Genomic DNA, 17,550 nt, shown 5'->3' on the forward strand with positions numbered 1-17,550 from the left:
GAGTTGACGCCCAGGTCGTCGTTGCGGGCGTACCAGGTGCGGGTTCAGGTCTCGTCGCCGGTGAAGGCGGTGTCGCCCTCGTCGTGGACCTTGGTGGGCATGCCGTAGTCGTCGAAGTCGGTGGTCGAGGTGGCGCTGGTACGCCATTTCGCCGCGGCGGTTAGATTGGTGTGGGTGTAGGTCTTCGCGGTGCGGACGTAGTACGCCTCGGTGTCGGCGTATGACGTGTGCTGGGTGGCCGTCTTCTTCAGCCAGGGGTCGTCGACCTTGACGGTCACGGGCGTCGAGCCGTTGTAGGTGATCTGTTCGCGCAGTTGACCGGTGTAGGGGTCGGTGTCGGACCGGTTTCGCTTGTGCCTCACCTCGTCGGTCTCACGCCGCCGCCGCGCGGGCCGCGCCCATCAGTGCGGCGTCCCCCGCGGGGTCGGCAGGTTTCATCTCACGAGAACGCCGTGCGCCGGCCGCCGAGGCGTGACCCGGGCCAGGGGGCGCGTCTCCTGCGGGGCGCTCCGGGGCTCTGGGAGGCAGTGAATCCGCGTCGGCACGTGGGTCGTCCGGCGTCCAGCCCCCGGTCACGAGACCGGTGGACAGGGCGGGGGCGACGAGGTCCCAGGAGCGGGCCATGGAGCCTCCGACGACCAGGGCGGTCGCCCCGAAGCCCACCAGGCGCGGGCCCAGCACGACGCCCAGTCCGGTGAAGACGTCGTCCAGCACCCGCCGGGCCCGCTCCTCCCCCGCTCTGGCTCGTCCGGCGATGTCGTGCACATCGGCGGCGGGGTCGCCGTAGCGGGCGAGGATCGCCCGTCGTGAGACGGTGTCCTCCAGTGGCCGGCCATCGATCTCGGTGAGGTCCATCCGCCCCTCGAGTGGTACGCCGGGACCGTTGTCGCAGATGCGGCCGTCGGCGAGAAACGCCGAGCCGACACCGGTGCCGAGCGTGATGCCCACGGCGCGACGGTGCCCGCGGACGGTACCCGCGGACCACTCGCCGGTCAGGAAGGCGTGGGCGTCGTTGAGGAACACGACGTCGCCGGGACGCTGCCGCAGTCCGTCGAGGAGTGCCGCTCGCAGGTCAATCCCGTACAGGGCGTCGAACTTGCCCACGCCCTTGAAGAGAGCAACCCCCCTCGCGTAGTCGAACGGCCCGGGCACCGCCACGCCCCACCGCGCACCAGGAGGTACCGACAGCCCGTCGGCGCAGTGTCGTACGGTGCCGAGGATGCCCTCGGCATCGCCGTCCGCGTCGAGCGGCTTGCGCGTACGGCTGGTGACGCGACCGTCGCGCAGGTCGACGAGCGCCGCGGTGACATGGGTGCCGCCGATCTCCAGGACAGGAATCAACGGACCAACGCCTTCACGACACGCACCGGGCCGCCACCGACCGCTCGCAGCGTGTAGCGGCCGACCGCGGCCGGCACGGTGAGCGTCTCCGCGTAGGCGAGTTCGTGCCGGTCTCCGGCCGCCGTGTGCACCGTGACGCCTTCCCCTTCCACCACGTTCAGGATGTGGAACCGTCCCTGCGTGTCGTCGGCCGCCTCGGCCCCGGCGTCGAGCACGAACCTCCTGACCTCGTAGAACATCTCGGCCAGCGCGCCGATGACCTCCTCCCGCCAACCGGTGCCCTCGCGCAGCGTGCGCGGCTTTTGAACCAGGTCACGGGCGACGGCCTCACCGCGTCGTCCGGTCTCCAGGTTGGCGAACCCGTGCTCGTAGGGCAGGGGGCGCGGGTTGCCATCGGCGCCGGGCCGCAGCCAGTCGTAGAACCTCAGGCTGTACAGATAGGGGGTGGCGCTGATCTCCAGCACGAGGTTGCCCGCGCCGCTGGCGTGCGGGGTGCCCGCCGGGATCATGAACAGCTGGCCCTGCTCGGCGGGAAAGGCCAGGACGTGGTCCTCGGGGTCCATGGGCACTCCGTCGGTGACGGCCCTCTCCACCTCCTTGCGGAAGGCGTCGACGTCGGCATCCTCACGCAGGCCGAGGTACACCTTGGTGTCGGTGCTACCGCGGGTCAGGTAGTACGTCTCGTGCTGGGTGTAGTCCCAGCCGAAACGCTCTCGCATATATGGCTCCTTCGGGTGGCAGTGCACGGAGAGGCTGCCGCCGCCGACGGTGTCCAGGTAGTCGAAGCGGATCGGGAAGGACGTGCCGAAGCGGGCGTGCACCTGTGCCCCGAGCACGTTCTCCGGTTCCAGCACGCACATGAGCTGGAACGGCACCTCGGCCTGGGCCTGCGGTCCGGTGCCGATGAGGATGCCGGCCTCGGGCGCGATCAGTTCGTAGCCGAGCGCGGTGTTGCGGGAGTCGGGGTTGAAGCCGAGCTCGCGCTGCGCCCAATGGCCGCCCCAGGGGGTGGAGTTGAAGTACGGGCGGGTGCGGACGGGCTTGCGGGCCAGGGCGCCGTAGGTGGCGCGCAGGCCTGCTCCGTCGATCCATGCCGGGTGGTCAGGGCGCTGCATGTCGAGCCAGGCGTCGAGGCGGGGTGCGAGCGCGTCGCGGTGCTGGTCGATCATCGGCCAGTCGACGTAGAACAGCCGCCTGAAGTCGGGCTTCTCGCCCGGCAGACCGAGGTTGGCGCCCGGCTCACCCGCGCCGACGGCGGCCTCCGCGTATCGCTTGGGCACATCGGCGTACCAGAGCAGGTCGTGATCCACGAGGGCGGCGCCGGGCCCGTAGACGAGCAGCAGCCCCTCCTGAGGTGGTGTGGATACCGGGAGGATCTCGAAGAGGTCGTCGAGGGGGTTGTCGGCGAGCTTGCGGAAGTAGGGGTCGTCGGCGTCTGCCGGCCGTTCGGTACGGCTCCTTATGTGCTCCGGCCGTGCGTAGTGGCTCCGTACGTCGAGCAGGGTGACGGGGGTGCCGCGCCCGGTCAGCTCGTGTGCGAGGCGATCGCCGAGAAGGGACCAGTCGACGGACGGAGGACCGTCGACGGCCACCACCGCGAGGCCTTCGGGGAGTTGGGAGGCCACTGCCTGCCATCCCGTGTGGAAGATGGCCTGCGGGGCGGGGGCGTAGCGCGGATCGAGCCGGTACACACGGTCTCCTTTGCGGACAGGGTTTCAGTGAGGCGGGAAGACGGCACGGTCGTGACGAGGACAGGCGGCCGATGACCCTCTGCGGTGGCTGTGGGCGATCGCGGTGGGCGAATGGACGGCGCCGTGGACGCACGTGGCGAAGGGAGCGGCGCAAAGCCGCTCATTCCTTGCTGGCTCCGGCGAGCATCCCGGACACCAGCGTGCGCTGCGAGAAGACGAAGAGCACCAGCACGGGCAGGATGGCGATGATGATGGCCAGGGCGAGTTCGGGGATGGTGATGTTCAGTCCGGCGCCGGCGACGGGGTTGAAGGACGGCGTCGAGGTGAGCAGTTGGTTCAGGCCCACCTGGACGGGGAACTGCTCGCTGTTCGGCAGGACGAGGTACGGCAGGAAGAAGTTGTTCCAGTTGCCCACGAAGCTGAAGAACGCGACCAGTCCGACCACCGGCTTGGCGAGCGGGAGCGCGATGCGGGAGAAGAGCTGCCATTCGGTGCAGCCGTCGATCCGTGCGGCCGACAGCAGGTCCCTGGGGAGGCTGCTGCCGAAGTAGATGTACACGAGGTACACACCGAACGGGTAGAAGGAGAAGGGCAGGATCACCGACCAGACGGTGCCGATCAGATGGAAGCGGTTGAGCTCCAGGAAGACCGGCAGCACCAGCGTGGCCTGCGGCATGATCATGGTGACCAGGGTGATCACGAGGAGCGTCTTGCGTCCCCGGAACTTCGTCAGCGCCAGCGCGTAGCCGGCCGGAACGCTGACGGCCAGCGTCAGGATGAGCGAACCGCCCGAGTAGACGGCCGAGTTACGCAGCCACTTCATCATGGCGCCGTCCTGGAAGGCGAACAGGTGCCGCCAGGCCGTGCCGATCTGATGGAACGAACCGAAGGAGAGGGGGTTGTCCCGCACCACTTCACCGGCGGTCTTCGATGGTGCCAGCAGCAGCCAGATCACCGGCAGCACGAAGAACACCAGCAGCAACGCCAGGAGGAGTCCTACGACCAGGAAGGGAAGGGTCCTGGACGGACGGACACGCCGCCTCATGGCCGTCAGGAAGAGATCGGTCTGTGTCATTTCTCATCCAACTTGAACAGGTTCGAGCGCGCGACCAGCAGCCCGGCGGCGAGGAGTCCTACGGCAAGGAGGACGACGGAGATGGCGGCGGCGCCGTTGAAGTCGCCCTGCTGAAAGGCGTAGACGTAGGCCAGTTGGTTGGGTGACCAGGTGGGGCTGACCCGGCCGAGGCTGGCGGTCTGGAGAAGCTGGGGCTCCACGAACAGCTGGGTGCCCGTCGCAAAAGCCATGATCGTCATGTAGACGATCCACTGCCGGATCATCGGGATCTGGATGTGCCAGGCGGTCCGCCACGGGCCCGCGCCGTCCATCCGGGCCGCTTCCAGCACCTCGTCGGGGATGTTGTTCAAAGCCCCGTACATCACGACCATCCAGCCTCCGGCGCCCGTCCAGAAGGCGATCAGCATGAGGATCAGTGGCAGGTTGCCGGGCGCCAGGGCGGCGGCGAACGTCTCCAACCCCATGCTGGTGAGCAGCCAGGACACCGGGCTGACGTCGGGGTCCAGCATGAACAGCCAGACCAGAACGCTCGCCACTCCGGCGAGGGCGCCGGGGATGTAGTAGAGGAAGCGGAAGAGCGCCGAGGTGCCCGGACGCACGCGGCTGCGCAGAACCACTGCCGTCAGCACGACCAGGACGACGAGGGTCACCAGCCACATGACCAGATAGATCAGCATGTGGGTGAAGGCCGGGGCGAAGCGGTAGTCCTGGATGACCTTCACGAACTGGTTGAGGCCGGTGAACTGGCCCCGGTCATTGGTGAACGCGAGGTAGAACGCGTACCCGGTGGGGAAGACGCCGAACGCGAGCAGCAGCAGCGCGTAGCCGGCGACGAAGAAGTAGCCCGCGCGACCGCGACCCTCGCGCCGCGGCGTGGTGCCGCGGCGCAAGGGGGAGACGGCGACGCGCTCGGTCTCCAGCAAGGTCACTGATCGACCACCTTGTAGCCCTGGGTCTTGGCCTCGTCGGCGATCTCCTGCTGCCAGGCCGGCAGCGTGTCGGTCAGGCTCTTTCCGGAGGTCAGAGCCGGGAGGACGACGCTGGACCAGGCGGTGGAGTCCGAGAACCTGGTGTTCGACCAGCCGGTCCACACCTCGTTCGCGGCCTGCTCGAACGGATCGCTCACATCATTGGCGAAGTAGTTCCTGTTGGCGGGGTTGGCCAGCCAGGCCTTCGCGGCCTGGGTGTAGGCCGGATAGGTGGGCGCGGTGGCCTGGTTCTCGTCGGAGGTGGTCAGCCAGGTGACCACGTCCGTGGACGCCTTGAGGTTGGCGCTGTGCGAGGACACCATCCACACGCCGCCGCCGACGTTGCCCGTGGCAGTCGTGCTCTCTCCCTGCCAGGTCAGCGGGGGCGCCGCGGCGATCTGCTTGGCGGGAGTCTTGAAGCCGGCCTTGAAGAGGTACTGGCCGTACCAGGAAGGGCCGTAGGCCATCAGGACCTTGCTGCCGCTGTTCTTGGCGAATCCCTGGCTGAAGAAGCCCTGCGTGGCGATGGCCTTGGCGCTGATCAGGTTGTCCAGCAGCTTCGCCATCCGGGTGCACTTCGGGTCCTGCAGGTCGGTGCGCAGGGTGTCGGGCTTCACCAGGTTGAACGCGGGGCACTGGCCCGACCAGAAGTACGACTCGTGGGAGTTGGTGTCGCCGACCGAGCCGACCAGATAGCCCGGATGCTCCTTGGCGACCTGCTTGCCGAGGGCTTCGTACTCCTGCCACGTCGCGGGGACCTTGTAACCCCACTTGTCCATAAGGGACTTGTTGTACCAGAGGAGGACCTGCGCGATGTCATTGCGCATGCAGTAGGTGTGACCGCTGAACTGACAGGGCGTCAGCGAACCCTTGGCGAATCCGTCCAGGGTGCTCTGCGGTACGAGCTTCTCGTCCAGGGGTGCGGCGAACGGCCGCGCGCCGGGCTTGGTGGCCTCCGACGCCCAGGTCACGTCGGTCGGCGTGCCGAACACCACGTCCGGCCAACCGCTGCCGGTCCTGTCGAACAGCTGCACCTTCGACTGCAGATACGTCGATCCGTCGGCGCCGCCGTCGTACGTGACGATCTTCATCTTCACGTCGGGGTGCGACTTCTGGTACGCCTGCACCGACGGCAGCCTGGTCGAGTCGGCCCACACCGTTATCTGCGAACCCGCCTTCTGCGCGACCGGCTTGAACGCCGACTGCTTGGAGGAGGAATCGGTGGTGGTGTCGGCGCTGGCACAGCCCGCCAGGGCGGCCGCGGTGGCCAGGGACAGCGTGATTGCCGCCGCGCGGAGCAGCGAGTGACGCCGGCCGGTTCTCGGAGATCGGGAAGACTCCATCGTCTTTCCTTGCCTTTCTGTTCTTGCGCCGCTCAGCGCGGTTGCTCGACGAACGGCAGGAGTTGGCTGCCGTAGCCGAGGTCGAGGGGAAGGGCGATGCCGGGTCCCGTGGGGGCGTGGACCAGGCCACGGTCGTCCACGTGGCGTTCGCGGACGACCGTGGTCGCGGTCACCAGGGACTCGTAGTAGGTGGTGTTGGAGATGGCCATGCACAGGTGGTGGTTGGGGATGTCCGAACCGTGCACCTCGGCCCGCAGCCGGTAGGCGTCGGCGAGATGCGCGGTGCGCATGGCGCCGGTGATGCCGCCCCGGAGGGTAGTGCCGGCGCGAACACCGAAGGTGGCGGCACCGGCCCGGATGAAGTCCGCCGCGTTCATGTGCGCTCCGTCGGAGGTCTCCGCCACCAGCAGCGGTACGTCCACGGTCTCGGCGAGCCGCTGATAGGCCGAGATGCTGAACTCGCGGATCGGCTCCTCGTACCAGAGATAGTCGGCCTCGGAGAGTGCCCGCCCCAGCCGGATCGCGTCGGGCAGGTCGAAGCCCGCCGAGCCGTCGTACATGAGCGGGACGTCCGGACCGACGTGGTCGCGCAGGGCCAGGCACAGTTCCGCGTCACGGCGGGCGTCGCCCCAGGCGTGCAGTTTGATGCCCCGGTACCCGAGAGCCAGGCACTGGTCCGCGACGTCGAGGAACTCCGCGGTACTGGCGAACGTCGAGGTGGAGGCGTAGGCGGGTATGGCGTCCCGGAAGCCGCCGAGCAGGCGCCAGACCGGCTCGCCGTGGTAGCGGCCGGCCAGGTCCCACAGTGCGATGTCGATGAGGCCCAGGGTGGGGAGCGGGAGTTCGTGGATACGGTCCAGCTCCCACACCCGGTGCCACAGCCATTCCCGCTGGAACGGGTCGGCTCCGACCAGTTCCGGGCGGAAGACCCGGTCCACCAGGTCCCGCAGGACGAGGTGGGCGCCCGGACGGGCGAACAGCGCGACTCCTTCGGCTCCCTCGTCCGTCCCGATGTGCAGGACCGCGCCGTCGCCCACCGGAGCGCTGCCGCTCAGCCCGTCGCGCCAGCGGAAGGGCGGACTGGCTGCCGGAACATCGATCCGGTGTACTTCGACATGGGTGATCTTCATCCTGGCTTTCGTCTTCTGTAGGGAGAAAGGTGTCGGCTCGGACGCGGGGTACTCGGCGGCGGAGTGCTCAGAAGCCGCCGTACGCCTGGAGTCCGTAGACGCTGCCGCCGTTGCCGCTGGAACCGGTGACGGTCAGGCGCAGGTAGCGTGCGGTGACGGGTGCGTCGGCGAAGGAGTAGACGGTCGACGACGAGGTGGCGTCGGAGGTGTGGTCCTCGAACAGGGACCACGTCGTGCCGTCGGTGGAGTACTCCAGGCGGTACTTGTAGCCGCCGGACAACTCGAAGGTGGTCACCACGCTGGAGACGGCGGTGTCCTTGCCCAGGTCGACCCGGATCCAGGACGGATCGGGCAGGCCCGCGCCCTGCGCCCAGCGAGTGGAGAGATCCCCGTCCACAGCCTTCTCGGGCGCGTAGTCCGCGGAGTACGACGACGAGGCGGTGACCGGCTTGTCCAGGGCGAGGTCGTGGTCGGCCGGCGTGGTGACGACGGCCGCCTTGCTGGGGTCGGAGGCGTTCAGCGCCTCGTCGCGTGCCACGACGGTGAAGGAGTACTCCGTGCCGGCGGTCAGGCCGGAGACCCGCAGGGTCGTGGCGTCGGTGACACCGATCCGCTTGCCGTCCTGGTAGACGACGTAGCTGGTCACGCCGGTGTCATCGGTGGCCGCGGACCAGCTGACATCCACCAGGCCGGGCAGCAGCGGCTTGACCGTGGGCTGTCCGGGTGCGGTCGGGGCCGTGTGGTCCGTGACGGTGCTGGGAGTGCCGTAGACCTGGAAGTCGTAGATGCTGCCGCCGTTCCCGCTGGATCCGGTGACGGTCAGTCGTACGTAGCGGCCCGCGACCGGAGCGTCCGTGTGGGCGTAGTCGGTCGCCGCCGTGGTGTTCGCGGCGGTGCGGTCCGCGAGTGTCTTCCAGTGGACCTCGTCGGGTGACACCTCGATGCGGTACTTGTACCCGCTGGCCTTCTCGAAGGTCGTGATCGCGCCGTTCACGTCGTACGACGCACCGAGATCGACCTGGATCCAGGACGGATCGGGCAGGCCCAGGCCCTGGGCCCAGCGCGTGGACAGGTCTCCGTCCACCGCCTTTGCCGGGGTGTTGGCCTCCGAGTACGACGAGGCGGTGATCGGCTGCTTGAGGGCGAGGTCCGTGCCCGAAGGCATGGTGACGCGCAGCGTCGGGCTGGGGCCGGACTCGTTGCCGGCGGCGTCACGGGCGGTGACCTTGAAGGCGTACGTCGTCCCGGCGGTCAGGCCCGCTACGCGCACCGAGGTGTTGCCGGTGGCGCTGATCAACTTGCCGTCCTGGTAGACGGAGTAGCCCGTGACCGCGGTGTCGTCGGTGGATGCAGCCCAGGTGAGGTCTGCCACCGTCGGGAAATCGGTGACTGCGGTCGGAGTGCCGGGCCTGCTGGGCGCCTGGTGGTCGGGGACGTCGGGGCCCGGGTCGAGGTGGCGGTAACTCGGCTGGAGGCCCGCGTTGTTGACCACGGAAGCCGGTAGCTGGGCGCAGGAACCCACGGTGGTGTTGCCGCTGATGGTGCTGCCCGTGCTGTTGGCCTGGGCGGAGTAGGCGGGCTGGGTGGTGAAGTTGCCGGTGGCCTTGATGTCCATGCCGTGGTTGAGGAACAGCCACTGGTAGGCGACGTCACACAGAGCGTTGCCGGTGTTCGTCCAGTACCGGCTGCCTTCGTCGTGGTAGATCGCGCCGTAGGCGGGCGACGGTATGCCGTGGATGTAGTTGCCGGACACCACGCCGCCGGGGTTGGTGCTGAGTGTGTAGATGGCACCGCCGTCGGCCTGCGACTTCATGATGTCGTAGATCTCGTTGTCCGTGACCTTGGTGTCGCGGCTGGTCGTGGGGGTGTCCCAGATCGGTACGCCCAGATTTCCCGGGGCGTAGTTGCTGTTGCCGCCCTGGTCGGTGAGACCCCAGCCCCAGCCGACGGAGATGCCGGTGTAGGGCAGGTCGTAGACCTTGTTGTGGGTGATCGTGGTGTGGTCGGTGTAGCCGGCCAGGATGCCGATGGAGCCGTTGTACTGGTCGGCGACCTTGGTGACCACGTTGTTGTCGACCCTGGTGTCCTTGGTGATGTCCCGGGGGTCGTCGGGGTGGGCGTCGATCACCTCGACCCCGCCGATCTGGATGCCGGTGGCGGCGATCTGGCGGAAGACGTTGCCCGTGATGTCGGTGCCCTGGGTACCGGTGTTCAGGTTGAGCCCGACCGCGCCGAGATGGGTGAAGGTGTTGCCCTCGAAGCCGATGCCGTGGCCGTAGTTGACGTTGACGGCGCCGGGCGTCTTCTGCCACTTCAGGCGGGTCGCGTCGAAGTCGGGGTCGTTGCCGACCATCCGGAAGCCGGCCTGGCCCTCGATGAGGCCCTCGGAGGAACTGGGCGCGAGCCAGGTGGAGTAGGAGAAGGTGATGCTCCGGAAGGACACGTTGCTGACCGGGGCGGTCCTGGTGCCGTTCAGGTCCACCAGGTCCTGCACCAGCGGCACGGTGACGGTCGCGGTGGACAGGTCCTGGCCGGCCTTGGGCATGTAGTAGATCTCGCCCTCGCCCTTGTCCAGGTACCACTCGCCGGGCGTGTCCAGCAGTTCGCGGGCGTTCTCCAGCCAGGTCGGGTTCTGGATCTCCTGGCCCTGCTGGAGATGCGCGTTGTGCCAGCAGGGCTGCTGCATGGTCATCTTGTTGTCGGCGATCGACTGCACGGGGCAGCGCATCAGCTTCCAGCCCCAGGAGCTGACGACCTCCAGATCCGAGGGACGCTTGTAGGCGTTGAGACTGGAGTCCGTGAAGGTGTAGCCGGTGGACGTCTTACTGAAGCCGGAAGGGTTCTTGGCGCTGCGCGCCCGGGTCTCCAACTCGCCGTCCACGTAGAGCTGGCGGGTGTCGATGTCGCCCACCTTGGCCTTGTAGACCCGTCCTGCTCCGTCGGCCGGAACCCAGCCGGTCACCCGCTCGCCCCCGCTGATCACCGGGTGAGCGCCGGGGGCGGCCTCGTAGACGATCCTGTGTCCGTCGCGGCCGGAGTCCCGGGCGGTCAGGGCGAAGGTACGGCTGAGCCGGTAGGTCCCGGACATGAGCCGGACATGGATGTCGCCCTTGGCCTTCTGCTTGACGTCGCGTACGTAGTCCCGCGCATGGTCGAGGGTCCTGAAGGGGTGGGCGACGGTACCCGAGCCCACGTCCCGGCCGGTCGGCGAGACATAGACATCGAGGTCCGGCGACCGGGGAGCCGCCTGGGCCGGTACGGCATTCAGCAGGGCTGCCACCGCGGCCACCGAGACGGCGGCCGTGAGACTTCTTCGCAGCGGCGCGAAGACGCCCCTGCGCGCAGACGGATGAGACACACGTATCCAATCGCCTGAGGGAGGTTGGTACCTGGGAGTCCCGGTCGTCCACCGGGACTGTCAGGGCGTCGGGGGGCTCGACCGCTGTGCCGCGGCACATGCGGGGTCGGCCGGATGACGAACCGCCGTCTCCGCGGACGGCGGCGGAGCCCCGGAGCTGCCGCTCCTCGAAGGCTCCGGGGGCACCTAAGGGATCGCGTCGGCGCCGGGATTGAACAGCCGGTTGCGAATCTTCTTCTCGAACTGGCTCTGTGTGGTGGCGATGTGTTCCACCATCAGCCGCTCGGCGAGATCGGCCGCCCCCGCGGCAACCGCCTCGGCCACGGCCAGATGCTGCCGCGCGGCGACTTCCAGCGATCCGGGCACGTCACCGTGGAAGAGCAGCACGTCGGACTGGGATGCCAAGCGCCTCACACCGGCGACACTCGACCGCAGGAACACGTTGTGCGAGGCGGCGCCCACCGCGTCGTGGAAGGCCGCGTCAGCCTTGGCGAAGGTGTCCACGTCGTTCTCCGTGGCCGCTGCCAGGGTGCTCTCCGCGCTCTCCCGGATGGCCCGGACCTCGATCGGGGTAGCGAGGGAGGCGGCGCGGCGCGCTGTCTCCGACTCGATCACCTTGCGGTAGTCCAGGAGCATGTGGACGTCTTCCATACTGGTCGGCCGGAAGTGCGACAGTTCGTCGTCCAGCAGCCCGCCGACCGAGGCGGCGACGAAGATACCGGCGCCTCGCCGCACATGGAGCCGGCCGATGGCGGCCAGGACCTTCACGGCCTCCCGGGTGACGTTGCGGGTTGCTCCCAGGATCTGGGCCAGGCCCTGTTCGGTGGGGAGGCGGTCGCCGGGCCGCAGGTTCTCCTGGGCGATGTAGTTCAGCAGTTGTTCCGCGACCAGTTCATACCCCGGACGGTAGGGATGTGACGTCGATGTCGCGTCATCTCCCTTGCCGGCAGCCTGTGTTGAGTCGCCCAAGGCGAACCCCCTCGTGCACCACGGATTAATCTGGTTCATTGGCGGTGGCCAATATGGCACTGCCGTTGCGTGTTGGGAAGAGATCAGACAGATCTTCAGACAGAAGACCTGCGAAGCTCTCATCAAAACCGAAGAAACTTCCCATACCTCTCAGGATGTTGCGCAGAATGGATCCCCATCCTTAAGGTCCTGCCTGCCAGATGAAGCAGATCCTTCCCTATGCGCTACGCGATGCCAGGCGGCCCCTGCACGCGGCGGCCAGTGGGACAAGGGCACCTCCGCCCCGGCACGAAGGAGACACCGTGGAAGTGGGAACCGGCGGCGGCCACCAGCGCCAGATATCCGGGCAGGCCTGACATGGGTGCGTTCGACGGACTCAGTGCCCTGGTCACCGGCGGTGCCTCGGGCATCGGCCTGGCCAGCGCCCGGCTGCTCGCCGCGCAGGGAGCGCGCGTCGCCGTGCTCGATCGGGCCGAAGCGGCGGCTGGGGGCTTCGCCGTCCACGTCCGGGCCGACATCGGCGACAACCCCTCGGTCGTGACAGCCGTGGAGCAGGCCGTCGCAGCCCTCGGCGGGCTGGACGTCCTGGTCAACAATGCCGGGATCGGTGCGCAGGGCGGTATCGAGGACAACACCGACGACGAGTGGCACCGGGTTCTGGACATCAACGTCCTCGGGCTTGTGCGGGTCACCCGGGCCGCACTGCCGTCGCTGCGCGCGTCGGCCCACGCGGCGATCGTCAACATCAGCTCGATCGCTGCGGCAGCCGGCCTGCCGCAGCGGGCGCTGTACTCGGCCAGCAAGGGCGCGGTGCTCTCCCTGACCCGGGCGATGGCCGCCGACCTGCTGCCCGAGGGAATCCGGGTCAACGCCGTCAGTCCCGGCACCGCCGACACACCGTGGGTCAACCGGCTCCTCGACCGGGCGGACGACCCGGCGGCGGAGCACGCGGCGCTGGCCGCCCGGCAACCGCACGGCCGTCTGGTCAGTGCTGACGAGGTCGCTGCGGCGGTCGCCTATCTGGCTTCGCCCGGCGCCGCATCCACCACGGGCACCGCGCTGGCGGTGGACGGCGGTATGGACGGGCTGCGGCTGCGGAAGGAGGGCTGATGAAAGTACCGATGAAAGTACAGCGCTTCGCTACCGTGATGCGGCTGCCTTCGGAGAAGGCGGCGGAGTACCGCGCACTCCACTCCGCCGTGTGGCCGGCCGTCCTGGCGGCGGCCGTGACGGACCCGTGCCGGCGGCCCCTGGACACCGCGGCCGAGGGACAGTGGAGGGCCCCCGCGGAGGAGATCTTCCACCTTGGCTGAGAGCTCCCGTACGCCGGAGCCGTCCGCGGGCCGCACCTCACGCGCCGGCCGCTGCGAGAAGGGCGCTCCGCGCCACGCTCCTCGCAGCGGGTGCGTGCGCCTTCCCCTCGCCAGTCCTTCTCGACGCTCAAGGACCCAACCGTGCGTATCGATGCTCATCACCACCTGTGGGATCTGTCAGTTCGCGACCAGCCGTGGACCAGCGACGTGCCTGCGCTGCGCCGAACCTTCACCGCCGCTGAACTGAGGCCGGCGCTGGAGCGGAACGCGATCGACGCCACCATCGTCGTACAGACCATCGCCGTGCCGGAGGAGACACCGGAACTGCTGGCCCTGACGTGTACGGACCCGCAAGTGCGGGCGGTCGTGGGCTGGACCGACCTGACCGACCCCGGCATCGCCGACCGCCTCGCGGAACTGCGGGAGCAACCCGGAGGATCCGCGCTCGTCGGTATCCGGCACGGCATCCAGGACGAGACCGACCCGCAGTGGCCGGCGCGCCCCGAGGTCCGCCGCGGCATCACGTCGGTCGCGGCAGCGGGCCTCGTCTACGACCTCCTCGTCCGCCCCGACCAATTGCCCTCCGCCGTGCGGGCCGTGCGCGAGCTGCCCGACGTCCGGTTCGTGCTGGATCACGCCGGCAATCCTGTCGTGAGCCCGGACGGCCTCGCCTCCTGGACCGCGCTGCTGACCGATCTGGCCGAGTGCCCGAACGTGACGGTGAAGCTGTCCGGCCTGGTCACCCGGACCGGCGGGGCCCCGGCTGCGGCTGCGGCTCTGCGCCCCTATGCGGACGTACTGTTCACGACGATGGGACCGGACCGCCTCATGTATGGTTCGGACTGGCCGGTCTGCCTGCTCGCCGCCGAGTACGACGAGGTCGTGGCCGTCGCCGCGTCACTCACCGAGGAGCTCAGCGCCGACGAACGGGAAGCCGTCTTCGGGACAACGGCCACGCGCTGGTACGGAATCCCCTCATGAAGGCCCGCCCGCTCGGTCGTACGAGCGTCCGTGTCAGCACCCTGGGATTCGGTGCCGCCCCCATCGGCAATCTCTACAGCCCGATCGACGACCGCCAGGCACAGGCCACCCTCGAAGCCGCCTGGGACGTGGGGGTGCGCTACTACGACACCGCCCCGCACTACGGCCTCGGACTGTCCGAACGGCGGCTCGGCGCAGCCCTCGCTCACCATCCACGGGCGGAGTTCACCATTTCCACCAAGGTCGGCCGCCTGCTGGAACCCCACCCGGCACCCACCGGATCCGACCTGACGGCAGGAGGCTTCGCCGTACCCGACACGCTGGTCCGCCGCCCCGACTACTCACGGGACGGTGTCCTGCGAAGTCTGGAAGGCAGCCTGAACCGCCTGCGACTGGACCATGTGGACATCGTCTACGTCCATGATCCCGACGATCACCTGGACGCTGCCCTCGACCATGCCCTGCCCACGCTGACGGCTCTGCGCGACCAAGGTGTCATCGGTGCCGTCGGTGTCGGCATGAACACGGTCGCCCCACTGCTGCGCATCGTCACGGAGGCGGACGTCGACGCCGTGATGGTGGCCGGGCGGTGGACCCTTCTCGACCGCACCGCTCGCCCCTTGCTGGACGCGTGCGCCGAACGCGGGGTCGCGGTGGTGGCCGCCGCCCCGTTCAACTCCGGTCTGCTCAGCCGTCCTCACCCCGCGAGTGACGCCACCTTCGACTACGGCCCCGCCTCGGAATCGGCACTGCGCCGTGCCCGGCTCCTTGCCGGGGTGTCCGGTCGACACGGCACCGCACTCCCCCACGCCGCACTGCGGTTTCCGCTGCGCGACCCCTGCGTGGCCTGCGTGGTCGCAGGTTTCCGTACCCCTGAGGAGGTCGTGTCCGCTGCCCGCTGGGCCGCCACCGATCTGACCGAGGAAGCATGGCTGGACCTCGACGCGGCAGCCGCGCAGGCGGCACAAGACCCGCCCCCGTAAACGCGGCTGACACACCATCACCCGCGCACATGTGACGCTACGTATGGAGATATCCCCTCTCTCCGTCGTCGGCGGTCGCCCGTGACGGTGAGGTGCCCGATGTGGCCGAGACAGGAGAAACGTATGAGCAGTCCCCCGGGCGCCGGTGCGCCGTTCGACCGGTTCCTCGCGTAACTGGACGCCGGCACGGCTGGCTCCCACCCCGACAACGACTCGGCGACCAGCACCGACCTGCCGTCCTGGCTGCGACAGTTGATCGCCGTGCTGTACGACGGCCAGGACGCCGCCGCAGCGAAGGGCTGGGCTGTGCGCCTTCACGGCGAACTGGAACGCCTCGGTGGCCAGGTGTTCTTCTTGTTGTGGTGCACGACTGGCACGCTCACGGCGTCCTGCCCATGCCGGCCGAGGCGAATGCCCGGCACGGCGGGTCGGCGGAGCCGCAGCAGGTGGCAGGCCGGCTGCACACCCGTGCGCCGGCGGGCGAGCGCATTTCGAAGGCCGAGTGGAACGCGGCACGCGTACCGGCGCTGCGGTACGGCTGCCGCCTTGCCTGCGCCTACGCGGATACCTTCTCCAAGGCCTACGCCGAGCTCAACACCACTGCCAGTGCCCGGACCTTCGCCGATGCCAACGCCCTAGCTGTTGCGGGACATGACGTTGGTGACACAGTCCAAAGCCGGTGAAACCGAGGTGCCTCGACTGACATCAGTCGGGTAGCGTGCGGGCCATGTCGAGTCCTGAGTCAGACACGGTGGGGGCTTTCGGTCACGCCGTCAGCCCCCTGAACCACTGAGCTCATAGCCCTGTCGTCGCGCCGCATCCTGCGGTGAGACGAGATGCCCTTGGGGGCCGGCCGCGGTGACGAGATGACTTTCTCCTGCTTCTCCTCACCTCGGAGCCACTCGATGCCTCTCCCGCTGTATCTGCTTGCCATGGCCGTCTTCGCCATGGGTACCTCGGAGTTCATGCTCGCCGGCCTCTTGCCGGACATCGCGTCAGATCTCGATGTCACCGTCGGGACAGCAGGCGTGCTTACCTCCGCCTTCGCCATCGGCATGATCGTTGGTGCCCCCCTCGTGGCCGCGCTTGCCCGCAACTGGTCCAGGCGCTTCAGTCTTCTCGGGTTCATCGTCACTTTCGCGGGAGCTCACGCCGTGGGCGCCCTCACCACGAGCTTCCCGGTCCTGTTCGCTACCCGGATCGTCGCCGCGCTGGCGAACGCAGGGTTCCTTGCCGTCGCTCTGACAACTGCCGCCACGCTCGTCCCGCCCGGCAAAAAAGGACGTGCTCTGGCCGTGCTGCTGTCGGGCACGACGGTGGCCACGATCGCCGGTGTCCCAGGTGGGTCGGTACTCGGCGCGTTGTTCGGCTGGCGGGCCACATTCTGGGCTGTTGCCGCTCTCTGCGTGCCCGCAGCTCTCGGCATTCTTAAGGGGATCCCAGCTCGACGTGTGAAGGAAGAAGCAACTGGCGGGCCGGCCTTGCGAGGGGAGCTCGCCCAGCTCGCGAAGCCGAGGTTGATCGTGGTGATGCTGCTGGGCGCGCTGGTGAACGCGGCCACCTTCGCCAGCTTCACCTTCCTGGCCCCCGTCGTGACCGACACCGCCGGGCTGAATGAGCTGTGGATCTCTGTCGCCCTGGTGCTCTTCGGCATCGGTTCCTTCACCGGGGTCACCGTCGCCGGCCGGCTGTCCGACCAGCACCCCGGCCCGGTCATCGCAGTCGCCGGTCCGCTGCTGCTGATCGGCTGGCCGGTCCTGGCCGTGCTGGCCGACAAGCCGGTCGCTCTGCTCGCCCTCGTGTTCGTGCAGGGCGCGCTGTCGTTCGCGCTGGGCAGCACCCTGATTACACAGGTCCTCTACGAGGCCGCAGAAGCCCCCACCATGGCCGGCTCGTACGCGACGGCGGCACTCAACGTCGGCGCCGCCGTCGGACCCCTCATCGCCGCGACCACCCTCAGCACCCCAGCCGGAAATACCGGGCCGCTGTGGTCGAGCGGACTCCTGGTCGCTGTTGCGCTGCTCATCGCGTTCCCTCTTCGCACCGTGATCGCCGCCGGCCGGAGCACCGAGGTGCTCCAGTGACGCACGCGAACGCCCCCTTGACCACTGAGGGACGCCGACAGTACGTCGAACACTGCCGCGCCCGCCCGATCGCCCACGTCGCCGCCGAGCCCGACGTCTCCCGGGCCTGCCTGTCCAAGTGGAAGAACCGCCACGACCAGTACGGCGAAGCCAGGCTGCGGGACCACCCGACTGTCCCGCACTCCTCACCGACCCAGACCCCGCCAGACGCGGTCGAACAGATCGAGCAGCTACGGCGGGACACCAAGCGGTCCACGCGCAGGATCGCACTCCAACCCGCGGACCAGGGCGTGCGGATCAGCGAACGTACTGTG

At 68.7% G+C, this 17,550-nt stretch carries 15 protein-coding genes and 1 pseudogene; 7 read left to right on the top strand and 9 right to left on the bottom strand.

Annotated features, from left to right (window positions below; genetic code table 11):
- Positions 1-44 precede the first annotated feature (44 nt).
- From ACFWXC_RS25855 to ACFWXC_RS25895, 9 genes are all read right to left on the bottom strand, one after another.
- Positions 45-362, bottom strand: coding sequence for a hypothetical protein (locus tag ACFWXC_RS25855; RefSeq protein WP_384482359.1), 318 nt, complete (start codon positions 360-362; stop codon positions 45-47).
- A gap of 10 nt (positions 363-372) precedes the next feature.
- Positions 373-1,341, bottom strand: coding sequence for an ROK family protein (locus ACFWXC_RS25860; RefSeq protein WP_384482361.1), 969 nt, complete (start codon positions 1,339-1,341; stop codon positions 373-375).
- Positions 1,338-3,032, bottom strand: coding sequence for a class I mannose-6-phosphate isomerase (locus ACFWXC_RS25865; protein WP_384482363.1), 1,695 nt, complete (start codon positions 3,030-3,032; stop codon positions 1,338-1,340). Before ACFWXC_RS25865 ends, ACFWXC_RS25860 begins: the two co-directional genes overlap by 4 nt.
- A gap of 160 nt (positions 3,033-3,192) precedes the next feature.
- Positions 3,193-4,107, bottom strand: coding sequence for a carbohydrate ABC transporter permease (locus ACFWXC_RS25870; RefSeq protein ID WP_384482365.1), 915 nt, complete (start codon positions 4,105-4,107; stop codon positions 3,193-3,195).
- Positions 4,104-5,036 (bottom strand): carbohydrate ABC transporter permease, encoded by a 933-nt coding sequence (locus ACFWXC_RS25875; RefSeq protein ID WP_384482367.1) that lies wholly within the window; start codon positions 5,034-5,036, stop codon positions 4,104-4,106. Before ACFWXC_RS25875 ends, ACFWXC_RS25870 begins: the two co-directional genes overlap by 4 nt.
- A complete protein-coding gene (locus tag ACFWXC_RS25880) occupies positions 5,033-6,418 on the bottom strand; it encodes an ABC transporter substrate-binding protein (protein WP_384482369.1) in 1,386 nt (461 codons plus the stop codon). The genes ACFWXC_RS25875 and ACFWXC_RS25880 overlap by 4 nt, the downstream gene beginning before the upstream one ends.
- Before the next feature lie 32 nt (positions 6,419-6,450).
- Positions 6,451-7,548 (bottom strand): enolase C-terminal domain-like protein, encoded by a 1,098-nt coding sequence (locus tag ACFWXC_RS25885; RefSeq protein ID WP_384482371.1) that lies wholly within the window; start codon positions 7,546-7,548, stop codon positions 6,451-6,453.
- 67 nt (positions 7,549-7,615) lie between these two features.
- Entirely contained in the window at positions 7,616-10,906 is a 3,291-nt protein-coding gene (locus tag ACFWXC_RS25890) for a discoidin domain-containing protein (protein WP_384482373.1), read from the bottom strand.
- A gap of 186 nt (positions 10,907-11,092) precedes the next feature.
- Positions 11,093-11,875 carry a FadR/GntR family transcriptional regulator gene (locus tag ACFWXC_RS25895; RefSeq protein WP_384482374.1) on the bottom strand — a complete coding sequence of 261 codons (783 nt, stop codon included), beginning with the start codon at positions 11,873-11,875 and terminating at the stop codon, positions 11,093-11,095.
- Between the two features lie 357 nt (positions 11,876-12,232).
- Between ACFWXC_RS25895 and ACFWXC_RS25900 the strand changes: the two genes are divergently transcribed.
- The 7 genes and pseudogenes from ACFWXC_RS25900 to ACFWXC_RS25930 all read left to right on the top strand — a co-directional run.
- Positions 12,233-12,985: an SDR family NAD(P)-dependent oxidoreductase gene (locus ACFWXC_RS25900; protein ID WP_384482376.1), complete on the top strand. Its 753-nt coding sequence runs from the start codon at positions 12,233-12,235 to the stop codon at positions 12,983-12,985.
- The gene (locus ACFWXC_RS25905) at positions 12,985-13,188 is read left to right on the top strand and encodes an L-rhamnose mutarotase (protein ID WP_384482378.1); all 204 of its coding nucleotides are present in this window, start codon (positions 12,985-12,987) and stop codon (positions 13,186-13,188) included. Before ACFWXC_RS25900 ends, ACFWXC_RS25905 begins: the two co-directional genes overlap by 1 nt.
- 141 nt (positions 13,189-13,329) lie before the next feature.
- Positions 13,330-14,169 (top strand): amidohydrolase family protein, encoded by an 840-nt coding sequence (locus ACFWXC_RS25910; RefSeq protein ID WP_384482380.1) that lies wholly within the window; start codon positions 13,330-13,332, stop codon positions 14,167-14,169.
- On the top strand, positions 14,166-15,152 hold the full coding sequence (locus ACFWXC_RS25915; RefSeq protein WP_384482382.1) for an aldo/keto reductase: 987 nt from the start codon (positions 14,166-14,168) through the stop codon (positions 15,150-15,152). The genes ACFWXC_RS25910 and ACFWXC_RS25915 overlap by 4 nt, the downstream gene beginning before the upstream one ends.
- A gap of 359 nt (positions 15,153-15,511) precedes the next feature.
- Entirely contained in the window at positions 15,512-15,835 is a 324-nt protein-coding gene (locus ACFWXC_RS25920; protein WP_384482384.1) for a hypothetical protein, read from the top strand.
- Between the two features lie 222 nt (positions 15,836-16,057).
- The gene (locus ACFWXC_RS25925; RefSeq protein ID WP_384482386.1) at positions 16,058-17,236 is read left to right on the top strand and encodes a Cmx/CmrA family chloramphenicol efflux MFS transporter; all 1,179 of its coding nucleotides are present in this window, start codon (positions 16,058-16,060) and stop codon (positions 17,234-17,236) included.
- Positions 17,233-17,550 (top strand): annotated as a pseudogene (locus tag ACFWXC_RS25930) (helix-turn-helix domain-containing protein); the annotation flags it as partial. The gene ACFWXC_RS25925 and the pseudogene ACFWXC_RS25930, both read left to right, overlap by 4 nt.

The organism is Streptomyces sp. NPDC058683 (genome assembly GCF_042716195.1).
GTDB lineage: Bacteria > Actinomycetota > Actinomycetes > Streptomycetales > Streptomycetaceae > Streptomyces.